This is a genomic window from Pseudomonas sp. BIGb0164 (assembly GCF_024810135.1).
Lineage (GTDB): Bacteria > Pseudomonadota > Gammaproteobacteria > Pseudomonadales > Pseudomonadaceae > Aquipseudomonas.
The window spans coordinates 257906-276711 of sequence record NZ_JANUEA010000007.1; the positions used below are offsets into that span (position 1 = coordinate 257906).

At 61.8% G+C, this 18806-nt stretch carries 14 protein-coding genes and 1 tRNA gene; 5 read left to right on the forward strand and 10 right to left on the reverse strand.

The features are described from left to right. Positions 1-14 precede the first annotated feature (14 nt). The 3 genes from M2394_RS19960 to M2394_RS19970 form a co-directional block, all read right to left on the reverse strand. On the reverse strand, positions 15-1736 hold the full coding sequence (locus M2394_RS19960; RefSeq protein WP_259173958.1) for a ShlB/FhaC/HecB family hemolysin secretion/activation protein: 1722 nt from the start codon (positions 1734-1736) through the stop codon (positions 15-17). Positions 1737-2081: 345 nt separating this feature from the next. Next, positions 2082-2157 (reverse strand) — tRNA-Asn (locus M2394_RS19965). Between the two features lie 60 nt (positions 2158-2217). Then, a complete protein-coding gene (locus M2394_RS19970; RefSeq protein ID WP_178921428.1) occupies positions 2218-3114 on the reverse strand; it encodes a LysR family transcriptional regulator in 897 nt (298 codons plus the stop codon). Between the two features lie 100 nt (positions 3115-3214). Here M2394_RS19970 and lldD point away from each other — a divergent pair, with 100 nt between their 5' ends. After that, positions 3215-4345, forward strand: coding sequence for an FMN-dependent L-lactate dehydrogenase LldD (gene lldD / locus M2394_RS19975; RefSeq protein ID WP_259173964.1), 1131 nt, complete (start codon positions 3215-3217; stop codon positions 4343-4345). On the opposite strand, the gene M2394_RS19980 is transcribed toward lldD, so the two are convergent. The 3 genes from M2394_RS19980 to M2394_RS19990 are packed head-to-tail and all read right to left on the reverse strand — an operon-like array spanning position 4342 to position 7918. After that, positions 4342-5574, reverse strand: a complete 1233-nt coding sequence (locus M2394_RS19980) for a CaiB/BaiF CoA-transferase family protein (RefSeq protein WP_259173965.1) — start codon at positions 5572-5574, stop codon at positions 4342-4344. The two genes, lldD and M2394_RS19980, sit on opposite strands and share 4 nt — an antisense overlap. A 26-nt stretch (positions 5575-5600) precedes the next feature. Further along, on the reverse strand, positions 5601-7130 hold the full coding sequence (locus M2394_RS19985; RefSeq protein WP_259173966.1) for a 3-hydroxyacyl-CoA dehydrogenase: 1530 nt from the start codon (positions 7128-7130) through the stop codon (positions 5601-5603). A 2-nt stretch (positions 7131-7132) separates the two neighbouring features. Beyond that, positions 7133-7918: an enoyl-CoA hydratase gene (locus M2394_RS19990; protein WP_259173967.1), complete on the reverse strand. Its 786-nt coding sequence runs from the start codon at positions 7916-7918 to the stop codon at positions 7133-7135. Positions 7919-8180: 262 nt separating this feature from the next. Here M2394_RS19990 and M2394_RS19995 point away from each other — a divergent pair, with 262 nt between their 5' ends. The 4 genes from M2394_RS19995 to M2394_RS20010 all read left to right on the forward strand — a co-directional run bounded on the left by M2394_RS19995 (position 8181) and on the right by M2394_RS20010 (position 12829). Further along, positions 8181-9038, forward strand: coding sequence for an IclR family transcriptional regulator (locus tag M2394_RS19995; RefSeq protein ID WP_259173970.1), 858 nt, complete (start codon positions 8181-8183; stop codon positions 9036-9038). Between the two features lie 69 nt (positions 9039-9107). Then, complete coding sequence (locus tag M2394_RS20000; protein WP_178921417.1) at positions 9108-10262, forward strand: acyl-CoA dehydrogenase family protein; 1155 nt, start codon at positions 9108-9110, stop codon at positions 10260-10262. Positions 10263-10317: 55 nt separating this feature from the next. Further along, positions 10318-11592: an MFS transporter gene (locus tag M2394_RS20005; RefSeq protein ID WP_259173976.1), complete on the forward strand. Its 1275-nt coding sequence runs from the start codon at positions 10318-10320 to the stop codon at positions 11590-11592. Positions 11593-11899: 307 nt separating this feature from the next. After that, on the forward strand, positions 11900-12829 hold the full coding sequence (locus tag M2394_RS20010; RefSeq protein ID WP_259173981.1) for a GGDEF domain-containing protein: 930 nt from the start codon (positions 11900-11902) through the stop codon (positions 12827-12829). Positions 12830-12851: 22 nt separating this feature from the next. Here M2394_RS20010 and M2394_RS20015 read toward each other — a convergent pair whose 3' ends face one another. From M2394_RS20015 to M2394_RS20030, 4 genes are all read right to left on the reverse strand, one after another. Then, positions 12852-13625, reverse strand: coding sequence for a TenA family transcriptional regulator (locus M2394_RS20015; RefSeq protein WP_218647053.1), 774 nt, complete (start codon positions 13623-13625; stop codon positions 12852-12854). Positions 13626-13703: 78 nt separating this feature from the next. Beyond that, entirely contained in the window at positions 13704-16178 is a 2475-nt protein-coding gene (locus M2394_RS20020) for an EAL domain-containing protein (RefSeq protein WP_259173983.1), read from the reverse strand. A gap of 198 nt (positions 16179-16376) precedes the next feature. Beyond that, positions 16377-18197, reverse strand: a complete 1821-nt coding sequence (locus tag M2394_RS20025) for an ABC transporter ATP-binding protein (RefSeq protein ID WP_259173984.1) — start codon at positions 18195-18197, stop codon at positions 16377-16379. After that, positions 18190-18792 carry a DsbA family protein gene (locus M2394_RS20030; RefSeq protein WP_178921482.1) on the reverse strand — a complete coding sequence of 201 codons (603 nt, stop codon included), beginning with the start codon at positions 18790-18792 and terminating at the stop codon, positions 18190-18192. Before M2394_RS20030 ends, M2394_RS20025 begins: the two co-directional genes overlap by 8 nt. Positions 18793-18806: the final 14 nt, after the last annotated feature.

The window sequence follows — 18806 nt, forward strand, 5'->3', positions numbered from 1 at the left end:
AGGGCAGTAAAGATTTAAAGGAAGAAATCCAGGCGAAAATAGATCGGCGCTTCACGCTCGGTGATCGGCCCCGGTCTTTCCAAAGAGTGTGCGAAGGTGACCGTGGCGGCGACGTTCTGGCCGCGGGCAAACAAGTCGACCGAGTTGCTGCTCATGCGCCCATGCTGCTCGGCGTTGTAACGGCCGTGGCTGATCACGCCCTGGTCGTAACCGAGGCTGGTGCCGTATTCGCTGAACACGGGCTGCAACCACGTCCAGGTCACCGGGCGGCTCCAGCGCAGGTCGTTGCGCCAGTAACCGCCGCTGTCACCGCTGAGGGTCTGGTCCTTGTAGCCGCGAATCGACGACTGCCCGCCCAGGCTCATGCGTTGCGGGCTGAACAGCACGTCTTCACTTCGCTGGCCGGTCATCAGGCTGCTGAAACTGAACGACTCGCCCCACAGTTTGAACGGGTACAAGTAGCTGAGCGTCGCGGTGTATTTGCGGTAGCGCGCATCCGGCTGGCCCGGGCGCGGGTTGTGATTGGCCTGGGCATCGAAGGCGCCAATGCCGTCCTGCATGCCCAGGTCGATGTTGAGGAATGAGCCGCCAATGCGCCGGCCGTGGTTGATGCCGAACTGCGCTTCGCTGAGGCGGTTGCTGCTCAGGGCCAGCTTGCTGTCTTCGATGAAGTTATTGGTGCGCAGGTAGGCCACGCCAGTGCTCAGGGAGGTCTTGCTCAGCGAGTCGCGGTGGATCACCCGCTCCAGGCGCAGCTGGTGGTTCTGGCTGTCACCGGACTGCTTGAAATTGAAGTTGCTGGCCTGGGCCAGGGAGCGGTACTCGGACTCGCTGTAACTGTAATTGAGGTTCCACCAGCCAAAGGGCAGGTTGTAATTGAGCATCGAGTTGCGCGAGGTTTTCTGGTGGTCGCTGACCGCATCATGGCCGCCGCGCAGGGACAGTTGGTCGGCCAGGCCGAGCGGGTTGTCCCAATCCAGGCTGGCGCCCCACTGCTGTTCGCCGGTGCTGCGTTGGCCGCCGTTGTGGCGCGACAGGCCGACGCGCCACGGTTTCTGCGGGGCGTTCTTCACCAGCACGTCGCTGCCGCCGACGGCCTTGCCGGGGGCCAACTCCATCTGTGCCTGGTTCGACGGCAGGCGGTTCAACTGGTCGACCATCTGCTCGATTTCACGCAGGTTGAGCAGGTCGCCGGGTTTGCCGGGGAAGGTCATGGCCAGTTGGCGATCGCTGATGCCGCTGCCCTGCTCGCCCTTCATCCCTTCGAGGCGGCCTTCGATCACCTGCACCTTCAGGTTGCCGCTGGAGAGGTCCTGTTGTGGCAGATAGGCACGGCTGGTGACCAGGCCTTTACCGAGGTAATGATCGGTAATGGCCTTGAGCAGCTCGTTGAGCTGCGGCACGCCGAGGCATTGGCCGATGTAGGGTTTGAGCAGGCTGGCGCGTTCGCCTTCGGACAGGGCGTCGGCGCCGGTGAGTTCGATGGTGTTGATGGGGAAGCAGCGGGTGTCGGCAGGTGCTGATGGTTTGGCTGGGGCGGCAGTTTTTCCGGGCAGGTCTTTCAGTTCTTCCAGGCGGCGTTGCTGCTCTTCGAGCAGACGGTCCTGGCGATCGCGGATCAGGTCAGTGACGCCTGGCGTGTTCGGTGGAGTGGCGCCTTGAGCCAAGCTGGCTGTGCCCAGGCAAAAAAAAGCGGACAGCAGGCTGAGCCTGGTCCGACGTACCGAACGCCACATGTTTAGATCCCTCTACGTGGCACTGTGCCATCAATGGGCGGCGATCTTAGGGTGGCGTTTTGATGGCGTCAACAAAATGTATAAATTTGTTTCAGCGTTGGTACGTAACGTGGACTGATAAAACCCAAGGCAACAAAGCCTGCATTTCTGCAGGCTTTGCTCTATCGGGTTCCACGCCTGGGATGTACACATGACTAACTGTAGTGAGCGGGCTTGCCCCGCGCCGCGATGTCTGAGACCCCGCATGTCTACCTGACACACCGCAGCGCGGGGCAAACCCGAAAGCACGGAATTTTAGGCAAAAAAAAGCCTGCATCTCTGCAGGCTTCTCTTTATGTCGCTATCTGGCTCCACGACCTGGACTCGAACCAGGGACCCAATGATTAACAGTCATTTGCTCTACCAACTGAGCTATCGCGGAATGCGCCGTATGTTACTGATTAAAAAGGGGAAGTCAAGCTTTCTCTGGCAATTGGGTCGATTAAACCGGATGGCCGGTTGAAAGCGGGTGTTCCCTGGCCAACTCCAACCAGGCCAGCGCGGCCGGTGGCAGGTGGGCGCTGGCGCGCCAGGCCAGGGCGATGTGCCAGTCGGTGTGGGGTTCGTCCAGGGGGATCAGGGCGATGCCGGGGTGTTGATGTTTGTGGGCGAGCATGCGCGGCAGGAAGGCGACGCCCAGCCCGGCGGACACCAGGTCGACGATAAAGTCGATCTGCCCGCTGCGGGCGGTCACCCGGGGCGTGACACCTTTGCGCTCACAGGCGGCGAGGATCTTGGCGTTCAGGGCAAAACCGGCTTCGAACAGAATAAACGGCGAATCCGCGAGGTCGGTGAAGTCGATACGTGTGCGCTGCGCCAGCGGGTGGCTCACGGGCAGTACTGCCATCAACGGCTCGTTGCGCACCGGCTGATAGTCGAAGCCTTCATCTATAGGCAACAAGAGCGCCGCCAGGTCGATCTCCCCCGCTTCCAGGCATTCGCGCAGTTTTTTGCTGCCGTATTCGGTGAGTTCGATTTCGATGTCCGGGTAGCGGCTGCGGTAAGTGGCGAACATCGCCGCAAACAACACACCGCAGCCCACCGGTGGCAAGCCGATGCGCAGCAGGCCGCGCTTGAGGTCGCGCAGGTCGTTGATTTCAGCGACCAGGTCGTTGCGCTCGGCAAGCAGCACCAGGGCGCGGCGGTAGGCGATTTCGCCGGCCGCGGTGAGTTCGTTGCGATGCCCCAGGCGATTGAGCAGCGGCACGCCCAGTTCGTCTTCCAGGGTCTTGACCGCCTTGCTCACCGTCGACTGAGTCAACGACACCACTTCAGCCGCCTGGGAGAAGCCGCCTTGGCGCACCACCTCGACAAAGGCGCGTAATGTTCTGAGGTTCATCGGTATTCCTTTCTCGACTGACTACTAGCGATAAAAGTTGTTTTTATCATGCCAGAAGTTTGCCTATCCTGAGCCACCTTGCCTTGTGGAGCCACTGTTCATGATCATTTCGTCCGCCTCCGACTACCGCGCAGCCGCCCAGCGCAAGCTGCCGCGCTTTCTGTTCGACTACATCGACGGCGGCGCCTACGCCGAACACACGCTGCGCGCGAACAGTTCGGACCTGGCCGAGATCAGCCTGCGCCAGCGCATCCTGCGCAACGTCGACAACCTGAGCCTCAAGACCACGCTGTTCGGCGAGGAACTGGACATGCCGGTGATCCTCAGCCCCGTGGGCCTGACCGGCATGTACGCGCGACGCGGTGAAGTGCAGGCGGCGAAGGCGGCGGCAAACAAGGGCATTCCGTTCTGCCTGTCGACCGTGTCGGTGTGCCCGATTGAAGAAGTGGCGTCACAAAGCGCCCGGGCGATCTGGTTCCAGCTCTATGTGCTCAAGGACCGCGGTTTCATGCGCAATGCGCTGGAGCGTGCGCAAGCGGCGGGCGTGACCACCCTGGTATTTACCGTCGACATGCCGACCCCAGGCGCACGTTATCGGGATGCGCACTCGGGCATGTCCGGGCCGTTCGCGGCTTCACGACGCATGTTGCAGGCCGTCACCAAACCGCAATGGGCCTTCGATGTGGGCGTGATGGGCCGCCCTCACGACCTGGGCAACATCTCCAAGTACCTGGGCAAACCTACGCACCTGGAAGACTACATCGGCTGGCTGGCGAATAATTTCGACGCGTCCATCAGCTGGAAAGACCTGGAGTGGATCCGCGAGTTCTGGAAGGGCCCGATGATCATCAAGGGCATCCTCGACCCGCAGGACGCCAAGGACGCGGTGAGCTTCGGCGCCGACGGCATCGTGGTGTCCAACCATGGCGGACGCCAGCTGGACGGCGTGCTGTCCACCGCCAAGGCGTTGCCGCCGATTGCCGACGTGGTCGGCGATGACCTCACGGTGCTGGTGGATTCGGGCATCCGCTCCGGGCTCGATGTGGTGCGCATGCTCGCCCTGGGTGCCAAGGCGTGCTTGCTGGGCCGCGCCACCGCCTACGCGCTGGCCGCCGATGGCCAGAGCGGCGTGGAAAACCTGCTGGACATCTTCGCCAAGGAAATGCGCGTGGCGATGACCCTTACCGGGGTCACCTCCATCGCGCAGATCGACCGCTCGACGCTGGTCTAGCCCTGCTGCTCGACGATCCCACGGGCCTTGAGCTGGGCCAGTTGCTCGGCTGACAGGCCCAAGCGCTGCCCGAGGATATCGTCGGTGTGCTGCCCCAGCCTCGGCGCCGGCCGCAGGTATTCCACGGGGGTGCCGGACATCTTGATCGGGCTGCCGACCATGGCGAAGTCCGGGTTCTGCGGGTGGGGAATCTTCACCATCAGATTGCGCGCAATCACCTGGGGTTCTTCCAGGGATTGCGCGATGGAGTTGATCGCCCCCACCGGCACTTTCGAGGCGTGAATGCAGGCCACCCACTCATCGGCGCTGCGCCCGAGGAAGTGCGCCGAAAGCAACGCCACGATTTCTTCACGGTGGGCCACGCGGTCGGCATTGCGGCGAAAGCGCGGGTCATCCGGCAAGTGCGGCAAACCGATGCTCTGGCACAGGGCGATAAACTGGCTGTCGTTGCCGCAGGCAATAATGAAGTTGCGGTCGGCGGCGCGGAACACCTGGTACGGCACGATATTGGCGTGGGCATTGCCGTAGCGCTGCGGCACCTTGCCCGAGGCCAGGTAGTTCATGCTCTGGTTGGCCAAGGTGGCGACCTGCACATCCAGCAATGCCATATCAATGTACTGACCGACGCCAGTGCGCTCCCGGCTGAGCAGCGCGGCCTGGATCGCCACGGTGGAATACAGGCCGGTCATCAGGTCGGAAAACGCCACGCCGACTTTTTGCGGACCGCCGCCCGGCAAGTCATCACGCTCGCCGGTGATGCTCATCAAGCCGCCGATGCCCTGGATGATGAAGTCATAACCCGGCTCTTCGGCACGCGGGCCGGTCTGGCCGAAGCCGGTGATGGAGCAGTACACCAGGCGCGGATTGATCTCGGCCAAGGTCGCGTAGTCCAGGCCGTAGCGCGCCAGGGAGCCGGCCTTGTAGTTCTCGATCAGCACATCGGAACTGGCCGCCAGCGCCCGCACCAGCTCCTGGCCTTCAGGGCTGGCCAGGTCGATGGCCACCGACAACTTGCCGCGATTGGTCGATTGATAATACGACGCCTCGCCGGACGACTCGCCGGTGTCGGTCTTCATCCAGGGCGGGCCCCAACCACGGGTGTCGTCACCGCTTTGAGGGCGCTCGATCTTCACCACTTCCGCACCCAGGTCCGCCAACACTTGCCCACACCAGGGGCCGGCCAACACCCGGCTTAAATCCAATACTCGCAAACCTGTCAAAGCACCCATTGTTCTTATCCTGTGAGGTTGGCAAATCAGCCGGCAGTCGGCTCTTCATGGCGCAGGGAAACACCCAGCATCGCCCGCCGCCGCAGCCAGGGGCTGGGGCGGTAGCGCGGGTCGTGGGTGAGTTCGCTCATGCGCTGCAAAATCGTGAGGAGGCGCCGTGGCCCTAGGGCATCGCCCCAGGCCAGCGGGCCCTGTGGATAGCCCAAGCCCAGGTGCACCGCCTGGTCGATATCGTCGACGCTGGCGATGCGCTGCTGGGCAATATCGCAGGCCAGGTTGACCACCATGGCCAAGGTGCGCTGGGCGACAAAACCCACGCTGTCACCGATCACCGTCACCCCTACTCCATCCGCTGCCAGCAAGGCATGGGCAGCGTCGCGCATGGCGGGGGATGTGAGCGGGTTTTGCATCAGGGTGCGATGACGCGACAGGTCCGTCAGCAGGTCGATGCACAGGGTGCGCGCCGGGTCGGTGTCGAAACGCACGCAGGCGCTGGTGGCGTCACGGCCGTACGGCGCCAGCAGGCACAGTGCCTGGGCCGACGGCTGCGCGGCATGCTCCAGATGGGCGCCGAGGTCGATCACCAAGGCGCTCAGGCGCTCGTAGTCTTCGCTGTTCTCGGTGGCGATCCACACGGGTGGCTGCGGCTGTACCGTGGGCACAGGCTGAGGTTGCGGGCCGTTGATGAGCTGGCCGTTTTCATAGTGATAGAAGCCCTGCCCCGTCTTGCGCCCCAGGCGACCCGCCACCAACATCTGCCGGGTCAGGGCAGATGGCCGGTAGCGCGGCTCCTGGTAGAACTGGTTATAGATCGACTCCATTACCGGGTGGGACACGTCCAAACCTGTGAGGTCCAGCAACTCCAGCGGCCCCATGCGAAACCCGGCGCCGTCACGCAGGATGCGGTCGATATCACCGCGCTCGGCAATGCCCTCGTCGAGCATCTTCAAGGCTTCGGTGCCGTAGGCGCGACCGGCGTGGTTGACGATGAAACCGGGGGTGTCCTTGGCGCGCACGCCGCGATGGCCGGTGCGTGCGACCAGCGCCAGCAGCGCATCGCCGACGGCGGGCGCGGTGGCCAGGCCGTCGATGACCTCCACGACACGCATCAACGGCACCGGGTTGAAGAAGTGCAGCCCGGCCACACGCTCGGGGCGCTGGCAACCGGTGGCAATGGCCGTGACCGACAGTGAAGAGGTGTTGGTGGCCAGGATGCAGGCCGGGCTGACGATGCCTTCCAGCTGTTGCAACAGGCCGCGCTTGGCGTCGAGGTTTTCCACGATGGCTTCGACGATGAGGTCGCAATCCTTCAGGTCGTTGATCACGCCAGCGATCTGCAGGTTAGTGAGTGCCTCATCCATCACCGCCTGGCTGATCTTGCCCTTGCCCACCAGCTTGGCGAATGTCGCGCCGAGGTTTTCCCGTGCCGATTGCGCTGCACCTTCACGCGCATCGAACAACCGTACCGTCACGCCCGCCTGGGCGGCGATCTGCGCAATGCCGGCGCCCATGACGCCGGTGCCCACGAGGCCCAAGGTATTGATCGTGTGGCTCATGCTTATTCCCCTCGGTAGTGCGGCGCGCGTTTTTCGAAGAACGCGGCGGCGCCCTCCTTCTGGTCCTTGGAATCGAACAGCAATTGGAACGCCTTGCGCTCCAGCACCAGGGCGCTTTCCAGCGGCAAGTCGGCGCCGGCCAACATCACCTCCTTGATCTGCTCCACCGCCAAGGGCGGCAAGGCAGCGATCTGCGCGGCCAATTCGAGGGCGCGGGGCAGTGTCTGGTGGTCTGGGACCATCTCGCTGAGCATGCCGATGGCCAGGGCTTCCGGCGCACTCACCATGCAGCCAGTGAGCGCAATGCGCATCGCCTGGAATTTGCCCACCGCCCGAATCAAGCGTTGGGTGCCGCCCGCCCCCGGCATCAGGCCCAACTTCACTTCCGGCTGGGCAAAGCGCGCCGACTCGCCGGCCACGATCAGGTCGCAGTGCATTGCCAGTTCGCAACCACCGCCCAGCGCAAACCCGTTGACTGCCGCAATCACCGGCTTGGGGCAGCGGCTGATGGCTTCCCACAGGTACTCGGTGTGGCGACGGTACATGTCGATCGCGCCTGCGCTGGCGAACTCCTTGATGTCCGCGCCGGCCACGAAGAATTGCTCGCCACCGGTGAGCACGATGGCACGCACCTCCCGACGCTTGGCCAAGTCACGAAAGTGCTCGGCCAGTGCTTCGCGCACCTGGGCATTGAGGGCGTTTTTCACCTCGGGGCGGTGGATACGTACTACGGCCACGCCATTGTCATGGACGTCGAGGGTCACCACAGATGGGTTTGCGCTGGTCACATTCACTCCTGCTGCAACGTTCTTGTTAGTGGGACTGTCATTTGTTTCGCTATGCGAAATAACATTCCGTATTTAGCGATAATCATAGGTATCGACTCTGCAGGTGTAAACGTAAAAACCAGAACACATTTGAAAACGGCCTATAAACCTTTGTTTTAAAGGTATTTATCAGTCGCCAGGTGCAGGTTTCGAAAACTTGCTTAGTTTCGCTGTGCGGAATACTATTTTGTTTTGTTGATTTTATAAAAAAATGAGGCTTACCATGCGCCGTCGAAACCTGGATGCGGACAGCACCGAAGTGCCTGCAGGCAACACCGCCTTCGAGCATGTGTTGATTGACCCGATGAACAACGATGAGGAGGAAGACAAGGACCGTCAGTTCGTCACCGCCCTGGCGCGCGGCCTGGAACTGCTGCGTTGCTTCACGCCGAGCGAGAGTGTGCTGGGCAACCAGGAACTGGCGCGCAAGACCGGGCTGCCAAAGCCGACGATCACGCGGATGACCCACACACTGACGCGCTTGGGTTATCTCAAGCAAATGCCGCAGTCGGGTCGGTATCAGCTGGACGTGGGGGTGATGGCCTTCGGTTACGCCATGTTGTCGAACCTGTCGATCCGGGCCGTGGCCCACCCGTTGATGGAGACCATGGCCAAGTACGCCCAGGCCGCCGTCGCAATGGCCACCCGGGACCGCCTTGATGCGGTGTACCTGGACGTGGTCCAGGGTGAAGCGAACATGACCATGCGCCGCCAGGTCGGCACGCGGTTGCCGTTGCACTTGAGTTCAGCAGGCCGCGCCTGCCTGGCAGCAATGCCGGAAAACGAGCGGGAGTTCATTCTCGACCACATCCGCCAGCGCCATCTGGAGGACTGGCCGAACATCCGCAAGGGGCTGGAACGCGCCTTCCGGGACTACACCGACTTCGGCTATTGCATGTCGATCGGTGAGTGGCACCGCGATGTCAACGCCATCGCCGTACCACTGCGACACGCACAACACGGCTTGCTGGCGTTCAACTGTGGCGGACCGAGTTTCCACCTCTCGCGGGAGAAACTCGAAGACGACATCGGCCCACGCCTCAAGCACATGGTGAACAACATCGAGGCCGCCACCCGCTAGCTGGACCGGTGCATGGCCTCGGCAGATCGACGATAACAGGCCCGCCGAACGGGCCGCTGAGGAATGCACATGATCCGAGACGCACAAACGCTTCATATCCTGGTGGACGCCATCGCGCAGTTCGTCGATGAAGCGCTGATCCCACGGGAAAACGAAGTCGCCGAGACCGATGACATCCCGGCGGACATCGTCAGCCAGTTCCAGGACATGGGCCTGTTCGGCCTGACCATTCCCGAAGCCTACGGCGGCCTGGGCCTGACCATGGAAGAAGAGGTGACCATCGCCTTTGAACTGGGACGCACCTCCCCGGCCTTCCGTTCCTATTTCGGCACCAACAATGGCATCGGGTCCATCGGCATCCTGCTCGACGGCACCGACGCACAGAAGGAACACTACCTGCCGTTGCTGGCCAGCGGCGAGTTGCTCAGTTCGTTCTGCCTCACCGAACCCGACTCCGGCTCCGACGCCGCCTCGTTGAAAACCACTGCCGTGCGCGAGGGTGACCACTACGTGATCAACGGCACCAAGCGCTTTATCACCAACGCGCCCCACGCCGGCATTTTCACCGTGATGGCGCGCACAAACCCGGCGATCAAAGGCTCGGGCGGCATCAGCGCATTTATCGTCGAGCGCGATACTCCCGGCCTGTCCCTCGGCAAGCGCGACCACAAGATGGGCCAACAAGGTGCCCACACCAGCGACGTGATTTTCGACAACGTGCGCGTGCCGGCCAGCCAACTGATTGGCGGCGTGGAAGGCGTGGGCTTCAAGACCGCCATGAAGGTGCTCGACAAGGGTCGCCTGCACATCGCCGCCGTCAGCGTCGGCGCCGCCGAACGCATGTTGAATGACGCGCTGAACTACGCCATCGAACGCAAGCAGTTCGGTCAGCCCATCGCCGAGTTCCAGTTGATCCAGGCGATGCTCGCCGACAGCAAGGCCGAGATCTACGCCGCCCGCTGCATGGTGTTGGACGCTGCGCGCAAGCGTGACGAAGGCCAGGACATCGGCACCGAAGCCTCGTGCTCGAAGATGTTCGCCACCGAGATGTGCGGCCGCGTCGCCGACCGTTGCGTGCAGATCCACGGCGGCGCCGGCTACATCAGCGAATACGCCATCGAACGTTTCTACCGGGATGTGCGCTTGTTCCGCCTGTATGAGGGCACCACGCAAATCCAGCAGTTGGTGATTGCCCGCAACATGATTCGCGCGGCGCAACGCTAGGTTTCACCGCTTCACCCATACCCAATGCCCTAACAACTACAAACAAGGTATCGCTATGGAAGTCGCCGCATCGGCGGGCGCGTTGTCGCCTGCAAAAAGCAAACTGTGGATTGTTGTGTTCGCCTTCTGCTTCCTCGGCCTGTTGATCGATGGTGCAGACCTGATGCTGCTGTCCTACAGCCTCAGCAGCCTGAAAGCCGAGTTCGGCCTGACCAGCGTCGAAGCCGGCAGCCTGGGCAGCTTCACCCTGGCCGGCATGGCCATCGGCGGCATCTACGGCGGCTGGGCCTGCGACCGTTTCGGCCGGGTGAAAACCGTGGTGTGGAGCATCCTGCTGTTTTCCGTCGGTACGGCGGTGCTGGGCATGACCCACAGCTATTGGCAGTTCGCGAGCACACGGTTCTTCGCCTCCCTGGGCCTGGGCGCCCTCTACGTGGCGTGCAATACCCTGATGGCCGAATACGTGCCCACTCGCTACCGCACCACGGTGCTCGGTACGCTGCAAGCCGGTTGGTCGGTGGGCTACATCGTCGCCACCCTGCTCGCCGGCTGGATCCTGCCGGAGCACGGCTGGCGCTGGCTCTTCTACGTGGCGATCATCCCGGTGATCCTGGCGGTGCTCATGCAACGCCTGGTGCCGGAACCCCAGGCCTGGATCACTGCCCAGGCTGAACGCGCCCAGCAGAAAGCCAACGGCATACGCCAAGCCACGCAGAAAAAGCCCGACGGCATGTTCAAGCTGATCTTCAGCGACCCGAAAGCCAGCCGCATGTTCCTGTTGTGGGCGCTGACCGCAGGCTTCCTGCAGTTCGGCTACTACGGCGTGAACAACTGGATGCCGTCCTACCTGGAAAGCGAATTGGGGATGAACTTCAAGTCGATGACCAGCTACATGGTCGGCACCTACGCGGCGATGATCTTCGGCAAGATCCTCGCCGGCCTCGCGGCCGACCGCCTGGGCCGGCGCACCGTGTTCGCGTTCGGTGCCTTGGGCACAGCGATCTTCCTGCCGGTGATCGTGCTGTACCAGAGCCCTGAGAACATCCTGTGGATGCTGGTGGTGTTCGGCTTCCTGTACGGGATTCCCTATGGTGTGAACGCCACCTACATGACTGAAAGCTTCGAGGCGAAATTTCGCGGTTCGGCGGTGGGCGGGGCCTACAACATCGGGCGTATTGGCGCGGCCGTAGCGCCCGCGGCCATCGGTTTCCTGGCGTCCCATGGCTCCATCGGCATGGGTTTCCTGGTAATGGGGGGCGCGTACTTTATTTGTGGTGTGATCCCCGCGTTGTTTATTCGCGATAAGCAATTCGACCCACAGAAACAGTAAGGCCGTCCGCTTAGTTGCCAAATAACTGGCGTCATCATTCAGCGACTGTTTTCGAATCTGAAAACAGTCGCTTGATTTATAAAGGGTTTTATTTTTATACAACGATTTGGCATGAATCTCGCTCTAACCTTTTTCAAGCAGGTTAAGCGATGACAAGACGTGCGGCAGTACCCAGGGGTTATAACCCTTGGCAAAGCGGTTTAAACTGTTTCCAATGTTTTACGGAACTGAAGGAACAGTAAGACGCTTGGCACTCGCCACTCTCATCGAGCCTGTAAGACAGTAAGTGCTTAGAGGCCGATCGCTTATGAAAACACCGACCCAGACCCACGCAATTGACTTCGACAGTGCCAAATTGCAACGCCTGGGCTTTGGTCAGCCTTCCCTCCTCCCCATTCGCCGTCCCGCGTCGATCGCTCAATTGCGCCAGCAATTGGGCCCGCACTTGCAGACCAGCCTGGAACCGGAGCGCATCCTCGGCCTGTTTTTCCGTGAGGTCCAACGCTTGGTGCCGTTGGATGCCCTGCACTATCGTCACGAAGCCAGCGACCTGCGCCTGGAGTTTGGTCATCGCGGCCATCACTCGGTGAGCTACACCTTGAGCCATGAAGGCGAGCACCTGGGTGAGCTGATTTTCCGTCGCAACCAACGCCTGGTCGAAGAAGAACTCGGACAGCTCGAATCGTTGTTGGCCACCCTGCTGTACCCGATGCGCAACGCCCTGCTCTACCGCGCCGCCACCCGCAGCGCCCTGCGTGACCCCTTGACCGAAACCGGCAACCGCATCGCCATGGACCAGACCCTGCAACGGGAAATCGACATGGCACGCCGACACCTGAGCCCGCTGTCCTTGCTGATGCTGGACATCGACCACTTCAAGAAAATCAACGACACCCACGGCCATGCTGCCGGCGATAACGTGCTACGCGCCGTGGCCGGAGCAATCAAAAGCCAGTTGCGCAATGTGGACATGGTGTTTCGCTTTGGCGGGGAAGAGTTTCTGATCCTGCTGTCGAACACCGGCCGGGAGGCGGCGGCGATGGTCGGTGAGCGCCTGCGCCAGGCGGCACAGGCCCAGGATTATTGGGCGGACGGTACGCGAATCGAATTGACGGTGAGCCTGGGTTGCTCGACATTGTTGGCGGCGGAGACGGCCGACAGCTTGCTGCGCCGCGCCGACAATGCGCTGTACGTGGCCAAGCGCGAAGGCCGCAACCGCTTGGCAATGGCGGGGTAAGTCCCCCGCCATCACGCTTACATCACGCTTCGCTGGCCACGCGCGCCTGACGCTCGCGAACGGCTACGGGCGCCTTTTCCTTTTCTTTTTCCAGACGCATGCAGCTCTCCAGGAAGAGGTACATGTAGTCGTAGCTCTTGCACACCGCCTGGCGCAACTCAACCTGCAGGGCCTTGCTCGGGTTCATTCCGGCCAGGGTGCAGATGATTTCCAGGGCTTCCCACGGGTGAGCATCGTCGTACTGGGCGTGCATCTTCAGCCACTTCATCGCGCGCTTGCGGTCTTCCTCAGGGAAGGCTGCCGCGTACACACCGGTGGAGCACACCACGGCGGACCACTCCCCAGTAGCCCCCTCGATGGCGTAGTTGGTCGCGGCAATCGCCACGATCAACGCGTCGGCCGAGCTGGTGTGCCAGCACCAATGGCTCAGTGCGTGCAACTCAGGCGGAACATTCTGCGCTTGCAGTTCTTCGAGGCTGACACCGTGAGCCCGCGCCCAATGCACCCAATAGTCGGCATGGTTCAGTTCCACGCGAATATTGCGCATCAGCCACCGGCGCGCCATATCCTCCCCAGGATGGCGGGCAAACTTGGTCTTGGTGAGGTTCTGTGCCATGTACAAGGCAAACTGTTCCACCACGGGCCAACCACCGATCAGGTAGTGACGCAGGGTCTTGGCGCTGAGCGTATTGTCGCGCATGCGCTGGTACAGTTCGTGCTCGACAACTCGGCGCTTGCTCTCGCTACAGTCCTGGATCAATTGCTGCGCCCAGGCGGGGTAACTCGAGGCTTCCATAAGCGGGCCGGTTCTGTTGAATGTGTCGATCACTATAGGGCTCCTTTTTAAGTGTGATTGTACAGACCAGCAAAGTTTTCAGCGGAATGTGCCGGGCGCCTTGAACAGCAGAGGCTGCGGCCGCACAGGTCGACACTGCAAGCTATCAAAGGTAAACAATTGCGGTCGTTCAATCAGGTAACCCTGAGCGTAATCCACACCTATCTCAAGTAAAGCCTGTTCGATTTGCGGTGTTTCAACAAACTCGGCAATTGTGCGCTTACCCATGACATGGCCAATGTGATTGATCACTTCGACCATCGCGCGGTTAATCGGGTCGTCCAGCATATCCTTTACGAAACTTCCATCGATCTTCAGGAAGTCTACAGGTAAATGTTTGAGATAGGCGAATGAGGACATACCGGCACAAAAGTCATCGAGGGAGAAATGACAACCTAACGCCTTGAGTTCATTGATAAAACGGATCGCGCTACCTAAATTCGCTATAGCGCTGGTTTCTGTTATTTCAAAACAGATCATCGTCGGTGGAATGTTATAAGCGGCAAACTTCTCATGCAGAAAACCAAGAAAGTCATCATCACCAATAGTAATGCCTGACAGATTAATCGCACACATCGCCATAGGCCGGCCTGGGCGCTCACGCATACAGTTGGCGATGATCTTGAAGACGTTCTCTACCACCCAGCGGTCCAGCGACGTCATCAAGCCGTAACGCTCTGCGGCCGGGATGAAACTGTCCGGCAGGATGATCCGGCCGGCCTCATCGTGCAGGCGCAGCAGGATCTCGACATGGCCGTCCCCGCCGTCGGTGTGGCCCAGAGGCGAGATTTCCTGCGCATACAGGCAAAAACGGTTTTCCTCCAACGCCATGTGCAAACGCTGCACCCAGGCCATTTCACCAAAACGCAGCGACAGTTCCGAGTCATCGGCGTGATAGACCTGCACGCGGTTGCGGCCTTTTTCCTTGGCCATGTAGCAGGCCATGTCGGCGGCGCGCAGTGACGTCTCCAGGGTGGTGGGCGCTTGCGAGATATGCACCAGCCCGATACTGACCGTGGTCATGAACGGCCGGCCCTTCCATACAAAATGCAGGCTCTGCACGGTATGGCGCAGGCTCTCGGCGATCTTTTCCGCCACCGGCGCCGGGCAGTTCTCCAGCAGGATGCCAAACTCGTCGCCCCCCAGCCGTGCCAGGGTATCGCCCTCGCGCAGGTCCGATTGCAGCAGCGCGCAGATATGCCGCAACAGCTCATCACCGGCCGCATGGCCGCAGGTGTCGTTGACCAGCTTGAACTGGTCCAGGTCCAGGAACATCAAGGCATGCCGCCCGCCCGGCTGACGCCCCACCTGCTGCAACACCTGCTCCAGGCGGAACTCGAACTCGCGGCGGTTGGCCAGGCCGGTCAGCGCATCGTGGGTCGCTTGCCAGGACAGGTTGGCGATGTACTGCCGCTCCTGGGTCATGTCATGCAGCACCAGCACCGCGCCGCTGACTTTGCCCGCACTGCGGATCGGCGCCCCCACCAGGGTCACCGAGACCGTGCTGCCGTCCAGGCGCTGGATCAGTTTGGAATGCTCGCTGCCGCCACTGAGCTGGCCCTTGATGATGTGCTCGATCAAGGTGAAGCCGTCAGGCTCGGCGTTCTCATCCAGCAGGTTGAACAGCGCCGCCAGCGGCAAGCCCTGGGCCTGGGCTGACTTCCAGTGAGTGAGCGCCTCGGCGGCCGGGTTCATGTAGGCGATGGCGCCGTCGACGTCGGTGGTGATCACCCCGTCGCCAATCGATTCGAGGGTGATCTGCGCCCGCTCCTTTTCCACCTGCAGGGCGTCGGCAAACGCGTGGCGCTGGGTCAGCAATTTATGGGTGCGCAACAATGCCAGAGCGATCAGGCCGAGGGCGGTGGCCAGGTTGGTGATCAACAGCAACCTCAGGATGACCCGCGAGCCTTCGCCCAACGCATCACTGAAGGCCTTGGCAGCCGGGGTGACGCCGTCGTTGATGCCGATGATGTGCGCCTTCCACTCTCGCACATCGCCGCTGCTGACTTGATTGGCCCTGATCGCCCGGTGCATGGTCTGCGCCAGGTCATCCAATTGCACCAGGTAGCCGTCACCCACGGTCCACAGCTCGATGGCTTTTTCCAGGTAGCTGAAGTGACGGAAATTGAGGTACAGCCAGATCAGGCTGGACACGTCATCCGGGTGGTTACCGCCCTTGAGAATGCCCAGGCGTGCGGCGGTCAGGTCCGGCGTGGAATGATCCAGGGCAATGCGCAGCTCATGCCCGCCCTGGGGCACGGCGATGGCCTGCTGGTATTTGAGGAACGTGGCTTCGTCGCGGTTGTCGGCGTACAGCGTCAGGTAGTAGATGGCGTCTTTCTGGCCCTTGGACCACAAGCTTTCGCCCGCCACATAACCGCGCACGGCCGAGAGCACGTAGAGGCTGACGCAGCCCAATAATGCCTGGAACAGCACCACCGCGATAAAGGGCCAGACGATGCCCAATAGTCGAGGCGTGCTTAACGTCGTTCCGAGAGTCCGCTTTTGCTTCATGAGGTCCCTTGCACAAGCACTACCAAAAAACGGCGAGTGGTTAACGCTCCTGACAGCACGGCCTTGGCTGAATTCGCTCGAACCGACCAAACGGATCGCGCCGATTTACGTGCCCACGCCGTCGTCCGGAGAGGGAAGGCCACTATTTCCTGGGGAGACTCTCGTACTTATTACATAAAAACCCGTGCACACCCGACATCAACGAACTTGCTGCAAGTGCCCGTACAACTTGGCGTAGAGACCACCGTCGGCGATCAGCTGCTGATGGTCGCCATCCTCGGCAATATGCCCTCCATCGAACACCAACACCCGGTCAGCCTGTTTCACCGCTGAAAGCCGGTGGGCGATGATCAGTGTAGTACGGCCACTGAGAAACCGCGCCAGCGCCTGGTGCAGGTTGTACTCGGTAGCCGCATCCAGGGCCGAAGTGGCCTCGTCCAGGATCACCACCTTGGGCTCGGCCAGGACCATCCGCGCGATGGCCAGGCGTTGGCGTTGGCCCCCGGAAAAACGCACCCCCGAGCGCCCCACCACACTGTCCAGGCCCAAGGGCAATGCCTTGACGGTAGCATCCAGCTGGGCGATTTCCAGTGCCTGCCAACAGGCCTGGTCCGAGCGTTCGCGGCCCATGGTCAGGTTGGCGCGCACTGTATCGTTGAACAGCGCCGGGTGTTGCAGCACCACGGCGACGTTCTCGCGAATGGTCTCCAGGCCGATTGCCTGCTGGGTCGCCCCACCGAAACGAATGCTGCCCGCCTGCGGGGTGTAGAGCCCCAGCAGCAGTTGCACCAAGGTGCTCTTGCCGCCGCCGCTGGCACCGACGATCGCCACCTTCTCGCCGGGCGCAATGGCCAGGTTCAGCTGGTCAAGCACCAGGTCTTCGCCGTAGCCGAAGTTGAGGCCACGCACCTCGATACCGACGGTTTCGCGCCCGATGAACGGGTCCTCACCGCCGGGATATTGGGGCTCGTCGGCACGCGCCAGCAGCTCGTTGATCCGCGTCAGCGCCCCACCTGCCGCGTAGTACGCGTATTGCAGGTTCAACAGTTGTTCCACCGGGCCGATCATGAACCACAGGTAGCTGAACACCGCGAGCATCTGGCCGATGGACAGGTCGGAAAACAACACGGTGAGCATCGCCGCCGCGCGGAAGATGTCGATACCAAACTGAAACAGCAGCCCGCTGGCGCGGCTCGATGCGTCGCTCTTCCATTGGGAGTTGATCGCATAATCACGCACCTCCTGGGCACGCTGGCCAAGGCGGCCGAGGAAGAAGCCCTGACGGTTGCCGGCGCGCACTTCCTGGATCGCGTCCAGGGTTTCGGTCAGGGCCTGGGTGAAGCGCGAGGTGCTGTCGTTCTCCAGTTTTTTCAGGTGTTTGACGCGTTTGCCCAACTGCACCGTGGCGTAGATCACCAACGGGTTGAACAGCAGGATCAGCAACGCCAGCTGCCAGTGCATCCATACCAGGATCGCCGAAGTGCCCACCAGCGTGAGCATCGCCACCAGGAAGCGGCTGAGGGTTTCGCCGACAAACTTGTCCAGCGTGTCCAGGTCGGTAACCAGGTGCGTGGTGACCGTGCCACTGCCCAGGCTTTCGTACTCGCCCAGGGAAATGCGCTTGAGCCGTTCGATCAGGCGCACGCGGATGCGGTAGACGATGTCCTTGGCCAACCGTGCGAACAACCGCGCCTGCACCACGTTGAACACCAGCGCGCCGCAACGCAGCAGCAGGGTCACCAGCAGCATCAGGCCGATATAGCCCGCCGCTTTTTGCCACCCCAGGGGCAGCGCGTGATTCATGATTTTTAAGGCTGCATCACCATGGCCCAGCAGCACTTCGTCTACCAGCAACGGCAATAGCAGAGGAATGGGCACGCTGCACAGGGTGGCCAGCACGGCGACGCCATTGGCGATCCACAGGGATTTCTTGTGACGCAGGGCCAGGCGGCGAATTTCCGCCCAGGTCAGACGATCAGTGCGTTTGGGCCGCTCGGTGAGGTCGGGCTGGTCATGCACAGGTTGCTCGCTCCAGCCATCGGCCCAACAGCGGCGACAGCTCGGACAACGGCTGGTAGCCGTTGGTCAGCAAGGCCAGTTGACCATTGCGCTCGGCCAGCAGCGTCGGGAAACCGGCGATGCCCAGGTCCTGCACCCAGGTGAAGTCAGCGGCCGTGGCGGCGTGCTGCTCGGCGCGGTCGAAGGCGCCAGCAAATTCGATACGCGGGATACCGGCCTCTTCGGCCAATTCCACCAACACGCTGGCGAGGGTCACGTCGCGACCTTCGACATAAAATGCCCGCTGGATAAGCCCCAGCAGCTTCCAGGCACAATCCGGCGCCAGGCTGCGCGCGGTGACGATCGCGCGGCACGCAGGCTCGGTGTCGTACACAAAACCGTCGGGCAGCGCGCCTTCACGGTTGAACGGCTGGCCAGTGGCCTCGGTGACCGCCTGCCAGTGTTCGAGGATGTAGCGCCGGGTAGCCGGCTCCAGGGCCGCGCCACTGCCGGTGCGCAAGCCGCCCACCACCAGGTGCAGCTCGACGCCAGCGGCCTGGGCCTGCTCCACCAACGCCTCGGCCACCGGGGCAAAGCCCCAGCACCAGGAACACATCGGGTCCATCACAT

Bases quoted from the DNA above. Each gene is read 5' to 3' on its own strand.
- M2394_RS19985 (WP_259173966.1), bottom strand. From the start codon at position 7,130: ATGAGCCACACGATCAATACCTTGGGCCTCGTGGGCACCGGCGTCATG.
- M2394_RS20030 (WP_178921482.1), bottom strand. From the start codon at position 18,792: ATGTGTTCCTGGTGCTGGGGCTTTGCCCCGGTGGCCGAGGCGTTGGTG.
- M2394_RS20005 (WP_259173976.1), top strand. From the start codon at position 10,318: ATGGAAGTCGCCGCATCGGCGGGCGCGTTGTCGCCTGCAAAAAGCAAA.
- M2394_RS19995 (WP_259173970.1), top strand. From the start codon at position 8,181: ATGCGCCGTCGAAACCTGGATGCGGACAGCACCGAAGTGCCTGCAGGC.
- M2394_RS19960 (WP_259173958.1), bottom strand. From the start codon at position 1,736: ATGTGGCGTTCGGTACGTCGGACCAGGCTCAGCCTGCTGTCCGCTTTT.
- M2394_RS19980 (WP_259173965.1), bottom strand. From the start codon at position 5,574: ATGGGTGCTTTGACAGGTTTGCGAGTATTGGATTTAAGCCGGGTGTTG.
- M2394_RS20000 (WP_178921417.1), top strand. From the start codon at position 9,108: ATGATCCGAGACGCACAAACGCTTCATATCCTGGTGGACGCCATCGCG.
- M2394_RS20010 (WP_259173981.1), top strand. From the start codon at position 11,900: ATGAAAACACCGACCCAGACCCACGCAATTGACTTCGACAGTGCCAAA.
- M2394_RS19970 (WP_178921428.1), bottom strand. From the start codon at position 3,114: ATGAACCTCAGAACATTACGCGCCTTTGTCGAGGTGGTGCGCCAAGGC.
- lldD (WP_259173964.1), top strand. From the start codon at position 3,215: ATGATCATTTCGTCCGCCTCCGACTACCGCGCAGCCGCCCAGCGCAAG.
- M2394_RS20015 (WP_218647053.1), bottom strand. From the start codon at position 13,625: ATGGAAGCCTCGAGTTACCCCGCCTGGGCGCAGCAATTGATCCAGGAC.
- M2394_RS20020 (WP_259173983.1), bottom strand. From the start codon at position 16,178: ATGAAGCAAAAGCGGACTCTCGGAACGACGTTAAGCACGCCTCGACTA.